This window comes from Lentzea aerocolonigenes (genome assembly GCF_000974445.1).
Lineage (GTDB): Bacteria > Actinomycetota > Actinomycetes > Mycobacteriales > Pseudonocardiaceae > Lentzea > Lentzea aerocolonigenes.
This window is the reverse complement of the sequence record NZ_BBOJ01000006.1, coordinates 170,962-184,604: the sequence shown is the minus strand read 5'-3', so window position 1 is coordinate 184,604 and position 13,643 is coordinate 170,962. Positions and strand designations below refer to the sequence as shown.

Annotated in this window: 12 protein-coding genes and 1 pseudogene; 6 read left to right on the top strand and 7 right to left on the bottom strand. The window is 68.9% G+C overall.

Annotated elements, in window-relative coordinates:
• Positions 1 to 56: 56 nt before the first annotated feature.
• Both AOM45_RS13740 and AOM45_RS13735 read right to left on the bottom strand, forming a co-directional pair.
• Positions 57 to 845, bottom strand: a complete 789-nt coding sequence (locus tag AOM45_RS13740; RefSeq protein ID WP_236703455.1) for a universal stress protein — start codon at positions 843 to 845, stop codon at positions 57 to 59.
• Between the two features lie 298 nt (positions 846 to 1,143).
• Entirely contained in the window at positions 1,144 to 1,590 is a 447-nt protein-coding gene (locus AOM45_RS13735) for a hypothetical protein (protein WP_030466736.1), read from the bottom strand.
• Between the two features lie 331 nt (positions 1,591 to 1,921).
• Here AOM45_RS13735 and AOM45_RS13730 point away from each other — a divergent pair, with 331 nt between their 5' ends.
• The 3 genes from AOM45_RS13730 to AOM45_RS50830 all read left to right on the top strand — a co-directional run bounded on the left by AOM45_RS13730 (position 1,922) and on the right by AOM45_RS50830 (position 3,251).
• Positions 1,922 to 2,302 carry an STAS domain-containing protein gene (locus AOM45_RS13730; protein ID WP_030466737.1) on the top strand — a complete coding sequence of 127 codons (381 nt, stop codon included), beginning with the start codon at positions 1,922 to 1,924 and terminating at the stop codon, positions 2,300 to 2,302.
• A 271-nt stretch (positions 2,303 to 2,573) separates the two neighbouring features.
• Entirely contained in the window at positions 2,574 to 3,041 is a 468-nt protein-coding gene (locus AOM45_RS13720; RefSeq protein ID WP_030466739.1) for a hypothetical protein, read from the top strand.
• Between the two features lie 84 nt (positions 3,042 to 3,125).
• On the top strand, positions 3,126 to 3,251 hold the full coding sequence (locus tag AOM45_RS50830) for a universal stress protein (protein WP_156093719.1): 126 nt from the start codon (positions 3,126 to 3,128) through the stop codon (positions 3,249 to 3,251).
• Positions 3,252 to 3,437: 186 nt separating this feature from the next.
• Here AOM45_RS50830 and AOM45_RS52310 read toward each other — a convergent pair.
• Positions 3,438 to 3,751: pseudogene (locus tag AOM45_RS52310) on the bottom strand (integrase core domain-containing protein); the annotation flags it as partial.
• A 461-nt stretch (positions 3,752 to 4,212) separates the two neighbouring features.
• Between AOM45_RS52310 and AOM45_RS13710 the strand changes: the two are divergent.
• Together AOM45_RS13710 and AOM45_RS13705 are read left to right on the top strand one after the other, a co-directional pair.
• On the top strand, positions 4,213 to 7,347 hold the full coding sequence (locus AOM45_RS13710) for an RHS repeat-associated core domain-containing protein (RefSeq protein ID WP_081901984.1): 3,135 nt from the start codon (positions 4,213 to 4,215) through the stop codon (positions 7,345 to 7,347).
• Positions 7,347 to 7,556, top strand: coding sequence for a hypothetical protein (locus tag AOM45_RS13705; protein WP_030466741.1), 210 nt, complete (start codon positions 7,347 to 7,349; stop codon positions 7,554 to 7,556). Before AOM45_RS13710 ends, AOM45_RS13705 begins: the two co-directional genes overlap by 1 nt.
• Before the next feature lie 173 nt (positions 7,557 to 7,729).
• Here AOM45_RS13705 and AOM45_RS13700 read toward each other — a convergent pair whose 3' ends face one another.
• The 4 genes from AOM45_RS13700 to AOM45_RS13685 are packed head-to-tail and all read right to left on the bottom strand — an operon-like array spanning position 7,730 to position 12,136.
• Entirely contained in the window at positions 7,730 to 8,698 is a 969-nt protein-coding gene (locus tag AOM45_RS13700; protein ID WP_030466742.1) for a PDR/VanB family oxidoreductase, read from the bottom strand.
• Positions 8,699 to 8,717: 19 nt separating this feature from the next.
• Positions 8,718 to 9,908, bottom strand: a complete 1,191-nt coding sequence (locus AOM45_RS13695; RefSeq protein WP_030466743.1) for an acetyl-CoA C-acetyltransferase — start codon at positions 9,906 to 9,908, stop codon at positions 8,718 to 8,720.
• 41 nt (positions 9,909 to 9,949) lie between these two features.
• Entirely contained in the window at positions 9,950 to 10,555 is a 606-nt protein-coding gene (locus AOM45_RS13690) for a histidine phosphatase family protein (RefSeq protein WP_030466744.1), read from the bottom strand.
• 42 nt (positions 10,556 to 10,597) lie between these two features.
• Positions 10,598 to 12,136, bottom strand: a complete 1,539-nt coding sequence (locus AOM45_RS13685; RefSeq protein WP_030466745.1) for an AMP-binding protein — start codon at positions 12,134 to 12,136, stop codon at positions 10,598 to 10,600.
• A 198-nt stretch (positions 12,137 to 12,334) separates the two neighbouring features.
• On the opposite strand from AOM45_RS13685, the gene AOM45_RS13680 reads away from it, so the two are divergent.
• Positions 12,335 to 13,576 (top strand): acyl-CoA dehydrogenase family protein, encoded by a 1,242-nt coding sequence (locus AOM45_RS13680; RefSeq protein WP_030466746.1) that lies wholly within the window; start codon positions 12,335 to 12,337, stop codon positions 13,574 to 13,576.
• Positions 13,577 to 13,643 lie beyond the last annotated feature (67 nt).

Here is a 13,643-nt window from a genome sequence, read left to right as displayed (position 1 = left end):
GCGTGCGGTTCGGGCGTCCCTAAAGCTCCACTTCGGACGGTCGGCTGAACCGGAAATCAGTGCTGTGTCAGCGGAACCACCGCGACGGGGCAACAAGCGTGGTGGATCAGCGCCTGGCTGGTGGATCCGAGCAGCAGGCCGCGGAAACCGCCGCGTCCTCGTGTGCCGACCACGATCAGCTGTGCGTTCGCGGACTGCTGGACCAGGGTGTGCGCCGGCCGGTCGCGGGTGAGCACTCGGTGCACGGGCACATGGGGATACGCCGCCGCACAGGTGGCCAGGTGTTCGGTCAGCAACCGCTGTTCCGCGGCCTCGATCGACGCGAGATTGGTCGCGGTCAGTCCGCGCTGCCACGCCGTTTCGGCGGTGACGTCCCACCACGTGTGCACGGCGTGCAAGGCGACTCCGCGCAGCGCGGCGGCCTCGAAGGCGAACGCCAGGGCGGCATCGCCGGCGGGCGATCCGTCCAGACCGACCACGACAGGTGCGTCGCGCTCAGCAACCGCTTCGGAAGACGGCTCCCGAATGACGACGGTCGGGCAATGCGCATGGGTCGTCACACCAACCGCGACAGAGCCCACGAGCAGACCGGTGAACCCGCCCAGACCGCGCGAACCCAGCACCACCAGCTGGGCCGACGCGGATCGCCCCACGAGTTGCTCGGCCGCACCGCCGGTGGTCAGTTCCGTGGTCACCTCGATCTGAGGCGCTGTCTCCGCGGCCACGGTGGTGGCCTCGACGAGCACCACCCGGCCGTGGTCGAACACCGCTTCCGCACAGGCCTCGGACGATCCAGCCAGGTGTGGCGCGTGGACCGGGACCAGCAGGCAGGAGTGCAGGATCACGAGCCCCGTCTTGCGCCTCCGCTTCCCCGGCGGCCCATCGCACCGCGTGTGACGCCGATGCCGATCCGTCGACGCCGACGACCACCGGCCTGGTCGAGTCCGTCATCAATTCCTCCGGTCGGGTGCGTTCAGCAGTTCGCGGGTCCATGCCTCACTCGGGTTTCGTTGCTCCCACGCCGTCTTCCGGATCGATCGCGAAACAGGGCATGGGGTCCCCACGGGGCCGGGCTGAGGTCACGCCGCAATCGGCCCCTCAGACACTGTGATCGGGTACCCGGGCCGCGAGGTGGTACGCCTGCTAGTCGCGCCGCTCGGGCCCGAGTACGAGGACGCGCACCAGCACGACGAGCTGCACCACCAGGGCGATGGACACCACGACGATGATCGAGATGAGGGTCAGGCGAGTGATTGCGGCCCAGTCCGTGGCCGAACCGGCGAAGCTGAACGGGAACACCTGAAGCACTCTGAACACCGCAGCCAACCCGGCGGCCGTGCTGACCACGTCGCCCACTGCGGCCAACGACCGTCGAGGGCGAGCCAGACAGAGCAGGTTGACGACGAGCGCGACGGCAAGCGCGACGTCCACCGCCACGACCACGTCGGCCGCCGCGGCGGTGAGCACCGGTATCGCCTGCCAGCCCGGTGACACGTTGATCAGAACCAGCAAGGTCACGTCGAGCAACGCCGCAACCAGGTAGCTGCTTCGACGTGCCGTTCTGCGGGACCTCCGTGCCGTGTCGGTCACGACGACCTCCAGTCGTGTTGCTGCTCGTCGTCAGGTGCTCTCGCACCCCTGTTCGGGAAGGTGATCGGTTGCTCCTCAACGATGCGGACACCACCCACTGCGAACCAGGGACCGCGGACCCGAGGTGACTGGCCCGTTCGGCTTCACGAGCTGTGAGCACTAATCTCCCGCTTGCGGTAAACGGGTGATCCTCCGATCGCCTGATCGGCTGGTGTTCCACCTGAGCCGAGGCCCGATCTCTGGTTGGCTGGTTGCCTGGCGGGCAACGTGAGCGCTTGTTCGGGCCTCCCGTGCTCGGATGCCGTTCTCCCCGGTCGGTGAGGGAGCAACCATGGGCGAGCAGGACCACGGCCACGAACTCCAGATAGCCGTCTGGCTGTCGTGGTGCCACGGTGTGCACGTGATCGGTGTGTCCGGCGAAGTCGGCCAGGACACCATTGAGCCTTTGCGTTCGGCGCTGAGCGATGACGTGGCGGTCGAGGTGGGCGGAACGGTCGTCGATCTGCGCGGCGTGACGTTCTTCGGTTCCGGCGGCGTCAACCTCCTCGCTCATGCTCACCAGCAGGCGACGTGCCGTGGCGGGGCCGTGGCCGTGGTGGCCGCTCAACGCGCGGTGCTCCGGCCACTGACCGTCACCGGGCTCCGCCAGGTGATCGGATGCCATTCCTCGCTGGGGGACGCCGTCGCCGCGGTTCGGCGAATCGCCGGCTGAGACCAGGAGGTCAGCGCACCTGGATGCCGTACTGGGGCGAACTGACCGCGTACCCGGTCCACCAGTTCACGGCTCAGCGTGGGCACCTGCTGAAGCGGAGCGGGATCCTGAGTGCGGCGTACTTCGGCGCGCCGAGCGCCTTCATCGAGATGCCGCTTCCCGGACTTGTCGGTGCGTTGGGCGTGTCGCAGAGCCCGTCGTCCCCAGCGCTGGGGACCTTCGAATCTCCTGCGCTCCAGCGCGGCCGGCCTAGCGTCGATGTGGGTGATACGTGAAGGCGGCAGACGGCATGAAGGCAGGACAGATCGGCCAACCGGGCCGAGCCTGGCTGGTGTCTGTGGTCGTCGCGGTGCTGATGACCGTCTCGTCGGTGGTGGGGCTGTGTGAGCAGAGCCTCTATCAGGACCCGCTCGAGGTGGTCGCGGAGCTGCGTGCCTACGACCTGGTCACGCTGGTGCTGGCGGTGCCGTTGCTGGTGGGCTCGCTGGTGATGTCGCGACGTGGATCCGTTGGCGCGCAACTGACCTGGCTCGGCGTGCTGATGTACGCGATCTACAACTACGCCATCTACGTCTTCGGATCCGCGTTCAACGACATGTTGCTCGTGCACACGGCGGTCCTGCCCCTGTCCGTTGCGGCTGTGGTGCTCCTGCTGCTGAACGTGGACGCCGCCGCTGTGCGCGGGAGATTCAGGCCGGGGACACGGACGCCGCAAAACCTACGGGCAGCGTCCGCTTGACCTCCCGATGTCTACCGTTGCCGCGGCGGGATCTCCGCCACCGGTTCTTGCTGGAGGACAACGACGAAAGCACCGTCCGCGCCGATGGTCGTAGGCGTCGACAACTCCACCTCGGCACTGTCGGCCGTGGCGTGGGCCGCGCAGAAATGCGCCCGGCACAAGGTGCCGCTGCGGCTCGTGCACGCCTACCTGCTACCGGACCGCGGCTAGCCCGAGGTCGTTCTACCGGTCAGCGAGATCCGTCAGGCGATCGAGCAGTTCGGCGCGACAAGCCGGCAAGCCACCGCAACGGCGTGGGCGGCGCCAGGGGTCGAGGTGATGACTGATTTCCACGTGCGCGCGGCTCGTAGTGATCGGTTCTCGGGGGTCTGCTGCACGAGTAGGTGACAGTTGTAGTCACGCAGCCTGACTGGCTGGCGTGGGCATGATTGTCTCGTATTCGATGGGGGTCAACCTGCCGAGGGCGGCTTGGCGTCTGCGGCGGTGGCAGGTGCGTTCGATCCAGGTCACGATCGCGATCCGCAGTTCCTCGCGGGTGGTCCAGGTGTGCCGGTCGAGAACATTGTTCTGCAGCAACGCGAAGAACTTTCCATCGCGGCGTTGTCACCCGCGGCGCCGACCCGGCCCATCGACCCGGTCAAGCTGTGGCGCACGAGTGCCTGGACGAATTTCCTGGATCGAAATTGGGCCGAGCCGCGGTCGCTGTGGTGGATCAACTCGCCGTCGCGGACCTCCAGCTGGCCGGATTACCCGGTGCTGCGCGACATCCGCGAGTTACGGCTGGCGTGTTTCGCCGCCCAGACCGCGACCGACGACCCCGCCAGCAACAGCAGGCCGCCTCGCGTGTCTGCGAGGCGACCTCGGTCCCTGGCCGGGCTGGACCACAGTCTCCTGACCAGGCTGCGAGCCGAAAGACCTCCCGCATCGTCACCAGGTTCACCGCCACAGGAATCACAATTCCGGAAGGTGACGGCAAGAAACGCCTGCCAATGGAGACGACACTCCATAATTCGGGGAAATTTGATGTTTGAAGCGACTGAGAACGGGTATCGACTGGCGATTGGCCGAGTCAATCACTCCTCATGGCGGTGTGGCAGGAGTTGATCTATCGCTAACTTGGGATTCGTGTCGGCCGGGGGGCCTGCACGGTCGCTTAGGGGGAAGAACAAGAATGAAGCGCAGATTGCTGCGCGGCTTCGTGCTGCGCGCGTTCAGCTGTGCCGTTATCACGGCTCTGGTGGCGAGTGGGGCATCCGCTCCCGCCGCCGCAGAACCGGCGAAGCCGACGATCGAGGTGAACCGCACGCCCGTAGGCGGCGCACCGCCGGACCGGGCGTGGCGGGCGCCGGGTGACGCCTCGGCGATGCGGACGACCTGTCTGAACTACAACCTCGGTGTGCTGCCGTGGTACCCGATGGAGCGGCACCAGATCAGCGACCGGCTGGAACTGCTGGTCAACCTGGACACGCGCAACGTCGTGCTGTCCTATCGCGAACTGACCATCAAGGGCACCGGCCTCAACATGTCCGCCGACCGGTTCTACAACGCCCAGACCGCGTACAACTGGATCCACAGCGGTACCGAGATCGGGCTGGAGGACCCGGGCTTCACCAACGCGAAGATGCGGATCCTGCACGGCCCCAACGGGTATTGCGTGGAGTTCCCGGAGAACGAGGACGGCACGTTCGCTCCCGCCAAGCACTTCCGCGCGTCGCTGACGAAGACGCCGGAGGGTGGCTACGTCGTCACGTTCAACGACTCCGGCGAGCGGTGGCTGTTCACCGGCAAGGGCTGGTTCGTGTCGCAGACCGACCGCAACGGCAACGCCAACACCAACCGCTACCGGCCGGACGGGTCCCTGGCGTCGATCACCGACTCGCAAGGCCGCGTCACCACGTTCAACCGCGATGCTCAGGGCAGGGACTCCTCGCTGACCGACCCGACCGGGTTGACATTCGGCAACTACATCTACGACGACGACCTGATCAGCGAACTCACCGACCGGGCGGGAAACAAGGTCAAGTTCGGCTACGACACCGAACGGGATCTGTTGACCTCCGTCACCGACGGCCGCGGCAACATCTGGAAACTCGAGTACGAAACGGATTCATCGCAGATCACCAAGCTCTCCGAACCGACCCGCGACGGCACCGGGGCGTCCACGACCTACGCCGATGACAGCGTCGACCGGACGAAGGTCACCGACCCGAACCTGCACAGCTCGGTGCACGAGTTCGAGTCGCCAGGGCGGCAGACGAAGGCCACCGACGCCCTCGGCCACACGCAGTCACGTACCTGGACGGCCAACAGCGACGTCAACGTCACGACCAACGGGCTGCAGCACTCCACCACCTACGACTACGACCCGCAGCAGAACCTGATCGGGACGAAACTCGCGACCGGTGCGAAGAACGTCGTCGGCTACACCGACTCGGCGCATCCCCACCTGCCGACGCAGATCACCGACGCGTCGGGCAACCAGGTGACCCGGCACTACGACGACAACGGCAACGTGACCAGCATCCGATCGACGGGCCTGAACGCGGACCTCGAAGTGCTGACCTACACCGAACGGATGGGCCTGGTCGAGTCGAAAACGGACGGCAAGCAGGCCAAGACCACCTACGAGTACGACGACCGCGGCAACCTGACAAAGGTTGTCCCGCCAGCACCGGCCAAGCCGACGACGTTCACCTACGACGCACTCTCACGCATCGACAGCATGACCGACGGCAACGGCAAGAAGATCGTCTACAGCTACGACAAGCTCGACCGCGTCACGACCATCACGCACAACGGCACCGTGTTGCAGTCCAACGCCTTCGACGCCAACGGCAACCTCACCAGGACGCAGACCGCCGACGCGACGAGGGTCTTCGAGTACGACCCGCGCAACCTGCTCGAGAAGGTCACGCGAGGCACCGAGGTCGTCTCCTACACCTACGACAAGGCGGGCAACGTCAAGACGCTGACCACCCCGACGGGTGTGGCGAAGTACGACTACGACGAGGCGAACCGCCTCAAGACGTTGCAGGACTCCTACGGCGGCACAACGACCTTCAACTACGACAACGCCGATCGGCGCACCACGACGACGTTCCCCGGTGGCGCCGTGCAGACCACCGGCTACGACAACGCCGGACGCCAGACCTCGGTGACCGTCACCCGGCCCGGTGGCGGTGAGCTGCTGAAGACCACCAACCGCTACACGAAGCCCGACGGCACCGACACCGACAGGATCCAGGTCAAGACCAGGGGCAGCAGCACCCGGTCCTTCGCCTATGACGGCGCAGGCAGGCTCAAGACCGCGCCGGGCACGACTTACGACTACGACAACGCCACGAACCTGCTCTCCGGTGAAGGCCGCACGTACACCGTCAACGCCGCCGACCAGGCCACCAAGGCAAATGACACGACCGTGGCGTTCGACGGCGCGGGCAACCACGCGTCGACGACCAACCCGGAATCGCGGTACACCTTCAGCCCCACCAACCAGGTCCTCACCGGCCACGCCGGCACGACCCAGGTGCTCGACGTCCGCTACGACACCAGCCAGCAGACCCAGCCCAGGACGATCACCGAGACCGCCGGCGGCAGCCAGGTCACACACGTCTTGACGCACACCGCCCTGGGCATCACGGAGACCGTCGACAACGGCAAGCGCTCCAGCTACACCCGCGATGCGGAGGGACTGCTCATCGGGCTGAAGGATGGCGCCGGTGCCCGGTACGGGGCGGTCACCGACCACCAGGGCAGCGTGATCGGCCTGGTCGACACCTCCGGCAACCTGGTCGCCGAGTACGACTACACCGCGTACGGGACGGTCACGGCGACCGGAACCGCGGCCGCAGTGAACCCGTTCCGATACCTGGGTGCGTACCAGTTGCAACTGGGTACCTATTTCATGGGGTACCGGGTGTACGACAGCGCGTTCGCCCGTTTCCGGTCACCGGACCCCACCGGCCAGGAACCGAACCCGTACAACTACGCCCAGGGGGACCCGATCAACAACAGCGACCCCACAGGCGCCAGCACGGGCTCGACGTGGGGCGCGGCAATCGGCGGGCTCGTCGGCGGCGTAGCCGTCGGAGCACTCGCACTGTCTTGCCCCGCGACGGCCGGAGCGGGCTGCATCGCGGCGGGCGGCGTGATGTCCGCACTCGGTGCGGGCGCCGGCGCAGGGCTTGGCTCCTCGCTGGGCGGCGGCACTCCGCAGGAAGTCCGCGACGACGGCCTGAGCGCCATGGCGATCAGCGGCTTCACCGGTGGCGCGAAGTTCGTCTCAGGATTGAAGGGACTCTTCTAATGCCCAACCGCGCGGCCAAATCCCCACGGGTGCGGTTCTGGATCATCACCTCCACGATCTACATCGCGCTCATTGTGGCCACCGTCCTGCTGCACGACCAGGTTCCGTGGATGGGTGCGGCCGTAGGAGCACTGGGCGGTTCACTGATCCTGGCCGCACTGCTGGGTTGGTGGCGCCGCCACCCATCCAATCCCGACCGAGTCGAGTAACTCTCGAACACTGTTGTGGGGTAGCTGGCAACTGGCGCGGTGAGGTCGAACAACCGGCATAGCACTGAAGGCCGTGAACAGGTCTGGGCTGATCAGGTCCAGACCTGTCTGGGCTGACGTCCTGGCAGATGACTGGCGGGCGGAACAGGGACGGTGTGAGTGAGCCCCACTGCTCACAGGTCGAGGACCAGGCGAGGCCCGCACGAACGCGAGACGCAGATGAGGATGGTGTCGCCGGCGGCCCGCTCGTCCTCGGTCAGCAGGGAGTCGCGGTGGTCGGGCCTGCCGTCGAGCACGTCGGTCTCGCAAGTACCGCATGTGCCCTCCCGGCAGGAGAAGGTCACCGCGACACCGGCCTCCTCCACGGCTTCGAGCACCGAGCGGTCCGGCGGCACGGTGAGAGTGAGCCCGGAACGGGCGAGCTCGACCTCGAACGCCTCGGCCGGACCCGCCCCGGCCGAGGCAGCCGACGCGAACCGCTCGACGCCCAGCGTGCCTGGCGGCCAGTCCGCGGACTTCTCCTGTACGGCCCGCAGCAGGGGTTCGGGACCGCAGGCGTGCACCAGCGTGTCCGGCTCGGGTGGGCCGAGGAAGGCGGCGAGGTCCAGCAGGCCGTACTCGTCCTGAGGACGGATCAGCACACGGTCCCCGTACGGTGCGAGACGGTCCAGGAACGCCATGGAGGTGCGGGTGCGGCCGCCGTACAGCAGACGCCAGTCGGCCCCTGCGGCCTCAGCGGCCTCGACCATGGGCAGGATCGGCGTGATGCCGACGCCGCCTGCGACGAACAGATGGCGTGCGGCGGGCCGCAGCGGGAAGTTGTTCCGTGGACCGCGGACCCGGACGGTGCTGCCTTCGCGCATGTGGTCGTGGACGTACGCGGAGCCGCCGCGGCCCTGCGGTTCGCGCAGCACGGCGATCTGCCAGGCCTCGCGTTCCTCTGGGCGCCCGCACAGGGAGTACTGACGGATCAGGTCGCCGTCGTCGCTGTCCAGGAGTACGTCGATGTGGGCACCCGGCGTCCAGGAGGGGAGTGCCTCGCCGTCCGAGCGGCGCAGGGTGAGGGAGACGACTCCGTCGGCTGCCGGGGCGCGGGTCGCCACGGTGAGGATCGTCTCGGCCAGGGGCGGTTGGTCGTTCATCATGCGTCACCTCCGGGGTTCAGGCCTGCGTGGGCACGTGCAGCAGCAGCGCGTCGCCCTGGCCGCCGCCCCCGCACAGGGACGCCGCCCCGGTTCCACCGCCGCGCCGCCGCAGCTCCGCCGCGAGGGTCAGCACCAGGCGGGCACCCGTCATGCCGACGGGGTGGCCGAGGGCGATGGCGCCGCCGTTGACGTTCACCTTCTCCAAGGGGATGTCCAGCTCTCGTACGGAGGCGAGGGCTATTCCTGCGAACGCCTCGTTGATCTCGAAGAGGTCCAGGTCGGCGGCTTTGAACCGGCCGTCCCTGGACAGGGCGTCGCGGACCGCGCCGGCCGGCTGGACCAGCAGGGAGGGGTCGGGGCCCGCGACCGTGCCGTAGGCGCCGATCTCGGCGAGCGGGGTCAGGCCCTCCCGCCGGGCGCGTTCGGCGCTCATCACGACGATGGCCGCGGCGCCGTCGGAGAGCTGCGAGGAGTTCCCCGCGGTGATGGCGCCCCCGCTGGAGAAGGCGGACCTCAGGTGCCCCAGGCTGTCGGCGCTGCTTCCCGGCCGCACGCCCTCGTCGGTGTCCACCACCGTCTCGCCGTGCCGTCCCGTCACCGTGAAGGGGACGATCTCGTCGGTCAACGCGCCGGACTCCTGGGCGCGGGCGGCCCGTCGGTGGGAGAGCGCGCTGTACTCGTCCTGCTCCTCACGGGTCAGGGCGAACGGCTGCTGGTACCGCTCGGTGGCCGCGCCCATGGAGACGCCGTCGAAGGCGCAGACGAGGGCGTCACGGTCGAGAGCGTCCTCGACGGCGGCCGCACCGTACTTCCAGCCGGTGCGCGCTCCGCGCAACAGGTGCGGGGCGCCCGACATGGACTCCATGCCGCCCGCGACGACCACCTCGTGGCGGCCCGACGCGATCATGAGGTCGGCCAGGGCGATGGCGTGCAGACCTGACAGACAGAGCTTGTTGACGGTGCTCGCGGGTACGGAGAACGGGACTCCGGCACGGATCGCGGCCTGCCGTGCCGGATTGGGGCCGGCCCCGGCCTGGACGACATGGCCCATGACGACGGCCTCCACCGCGGCCGGGTCCAGGTGCACGGCGTTCAGCGCCGCGCTGATGGCGTGGGCGCCGAGGTCGACGGCGGACGCGGTGCTCAGAGTGCCCATCAGTTTGCCGATGGGCGTTCTGACTCCGGCGACGATGACGGATCCGGGCATGGCCGGGACCTCCTGGGGAGTGGGGCGGGTCGGGCCGGGGGTCAGGCGATCGCGTCGACGGCACGCTCGGCGATCAGGTGGGCCGTCTCGTTCACCGAGTGCAGAACGATCCGGCCGCCCGGCAGCCGCCGGACCCGGCAGACCGAGGTGTAGCCGGGGTGGAACCAGAACATCGTGGGCAGGCCGAGCACGGTCGCCAGACAGGTGTTCGTGATGCCGCCGTGGCACACGGCCGCGACTTGCCCGCCGGAGTGGGTGTCGAGGATGGTGTTCATGGCCCGTACGGCACGCGCGCGGAAGGCGTCCCAGTCCAGATCGGGCACGAAGTCCTCGTACCGTCCCTCTGCGAGCGCCGCCGCTTTGGGATCGTCCGCGTTGATCTGCTCAGGTGGCGTGTAGGGGTGTGAGACGTCCGTGTCCCACTCGCGCAGGTCGTCCAGCACCGTCGCGGTCATGTCGGTGAGTCGTTCCAGGGGCGCCACCGTCTCGCGGGCACGCCGGAACGGGCTGGTGTACAGGGCGTCGATGTCCTCGTGCACCAGCCAGGCGGCGAGGCGCTCGGCCTGCGCGGTGCCCTCCGGCGACAGCCCTGGGTCGTACACGCCCGCCAGCGGGAGGCCGTGCCGGATGAGCAGGAGTTCGGTCATGGATGATCCTTCGTACGAGGGGTCGGCGGTCCTCGGCCTGGCTCAGCCCGCGATGGTCCGCTCGGAGCGCCAGTAGGGCCGGCGCATCGCGCGTTTGTCGAGCTTGCCCATCGCGTTGCGCAGGAGCTCAGGAACGAACTCGTAAGTCTTCGGGCACTTGTAGGCGGCCAGCCGGTCGCGGCAGAACCGGTCCAGTTCCTCGGCCAGCGTCCCATCCACGGCTGCCACGACCAGCGCCCGCAGCGACTCGCCGAAGTCCGGATCGGGCACGCCGATGACCGCTACCTCGGCGACCGCCGGGTGCTGCCGCAGCACCGCCTCGCTCTCCGCCGGGTACAGGTTGACGCCGCCGGAGACCACGACGTCCGCGGCTCGGTCGGTGATGAAGATGTAGCCGTTCGCGTCGACGTAGCCGATGTCGCCGAGGGTGAAGACGCCGGGAGAGAGATAGGCGGCCTTCGTCTTGTCCGGATCCGCGTGGTAGCGAACGCCCCGGTCCTCGGGCGCGCGGAAGGCGAGCAGTCCCCGTTCGCCGGGCGGCAGAGGTCGGCCGTCGTCATCGGTCACCAGGACCTCGAACGGGGGTTGGGCGCGCCCCACCGAGCCGGGGTGTTCGAGCCACTCCGTGCTGCTGATGCGGGCCACGGTGCCCGCCTCGCTGGCGCCGTAAGACTCGGTCAGCACCGGTCCGAACCACTCGATCATGGCCCGCTTCACGTCCGGCGGGCACGCGGATCCCGTGTGGGACACCTGGGCGAGGCTGGAGACGTCGTACCGCGTGCGCACCTCTTCCGGCAGGGCGAGCAGTCGTTGGAAGTGGGTGGGCACCATGACGGTGGAGGTGACCCGCCACTTCGCGACGCGGCTCAGGAACGTCGCCGGGTCGTATCTGCCGAGGACGATCACCTGCTGACCGGCCACAAGGTGCCGCAGCGACGTCAGCGGCGCGTTGTGCTGCAGCGGGCCGCACACCAGGTGCGGTCCCGGCGGGAATCCGGACCGGGCGGCCATCGCGGTCAGATACGCGGCGCTGTCGGCGACCGGGCCTGTCACCCAGCGAACCTCGGTGCCGCGTGCCCGGCCCGTGGTTCCCGAGGTGTAGACGAGGGGCGGCCGGGCGGGCCGGTCCGCGGGGACCGGGCGGCCGGCGGGCGTGGCCGCCAGCCAGAGGTCCCAGTCGAAGGCGTGCCCGATCGGCGGAGCGCCGTGCATCACCAGCGGCAGGCCCAGTTCCCTGGCCGCGTCCAGGGCGGCACCCGCCCCGGCGGGGCCGGCGATGATCCCGGTCGCCCCCGCGTCGATGATCTGGTCCACGAGCTCGCCCGGCGTCAGATGCCGGGACGCGGCAACGGTCCCCACACCGGCGCGCAGTCCGGCCAGATGGGTCACCACCGTCGGAATGGCGTTGTCGCCCAGCACTACGACCCGGTCGTGAGGGCCGGGGGCGATCTCCAGCAGCCGTGCCGCCGCCCGTGTCACCTGGCCGGCGAGGCCGGACCAGGACAGCACTTCCCAGTCGTCCACCAGGGCGGGTTCGGCTGGGGTCTCCTGGGCGCGACGGTCGAGTGGCAGCAGCGACATGGCTCCTCCGGCGGCTCTCGGCTCTCTCCCGGGTTCAGGGGAGGGTCGATGCGAGGACTGTAGCGTTTATCAAGAAAGTGCGGAACACTCTGCGCCAAGCAGAACGCATCCGTGCGTGTTCAAGCGGATGGCTCGGGATTCCTTCTGGCCACTGTTACTGCAACTGTCGTCTGGTAAGTGTCGTCCGAAGGAGGAGCCATGTCCCAGCCCGATGTGGACGCATGGCGTGCACCGGTCCGACAGTGGCTGGTCACTGTGCTCGAACCCGTGCGAGCGCCGGAGACGACCTGTGAGGCCGCCGGCCTCGCCGTGTTCCACAACATCCCCGAAGCCGAGGAGCGCCTGCTGCTGGAGCGCTGCCGCGCCTACCAGCGAGCCCGCTTCGACGCCGGGTACCAGGCCCTCACCCTGCCCCGGGACAAGGGCGGCGCCGGCCTCACCGCCGCCCACGCGGCGGCCTTCGCCCAGGAGGAGTCGGCCTTCGAGGTGCCGCCGTCCACCGAGCTGATCAGTGTCACCGTGCGCCTGGTCGCGATGGCCGTCTCCCTGTTCGGAACGGCCGAGCAGCGCCGTGACTACGCACGCGCGTTCCTGCGCACCGACCTGCTGGCCTGCCAGCTCTTCAGCGAACCCGGTGCCGGCTCCGACCTCGCGGCCCTGCGCACCCGCGCCCGGCAGGAGGACGGGGGAGACTGGGTCGTCGACGGACAGAAGGTGTGGACCTCGGGAGCACAGTTCGCCGACTACGGCCTGCTGCTCGCCCGCACCGATCCGGATGTCGTCAAACAGGCGGGCATCACCGCCTTCCTGGTCCCGCTGGACACCTCCGGCGTGGAGGTGCGCCCCATCCGCCAGATGAGCGGCGGTGCCTCCTTCAACGAGGTCTTCCTCAGCGGCGTACGCGTCCCGGACCGGCTCCGGATCGGGCGCCCTGGTCAGGGCTGGGAGGTGGCCACCACCACCCTCGGCTTCGAACGGACCGCCTCCGGCAGCGGCAACCGGCGCAAGGGTGGCACCTTCACGGACGTTCTCGCCCTCGCCCGGTCTCTCGGCCGCACCGGCGACCCGCTGGTCCGTCAGCGCCTCGCCGACCTGTACGTCCGCACCGCGCTGCGCGCCGCCACCGTGGACCGCGTCGCCAGAACGAGCGTCTCCGGCGGCCGGCCCGGCCCGGAGGCGTCGCTGACCAAGCTCATGGCCTCCGACCTGCTCACCCGCACCGGGCAGGTCGCCGCCGAACTCATGGGCGCCCGGATCTGCGCCGACACGGGCGAGCCGGGAACGTTCGCCTGGACCCAGCATCTGCTCGGCGCTCCCGGCTACCGGCTGGCCGGAGGCACTGACCAGATCCAGCGCAATCTGATCGGCGAGCGAGTGCTGGAGCTGCCGCCGGAGCCGCGCGTGGACCGGGTGCCGTTCTCGCAGATCTCCGGCAACTGAGGGACGACAACCTGGGGGCCTCGCGGTTCGTTCCCGCAGTCACCTGGGGCCTGTCCCGCACCGGGGC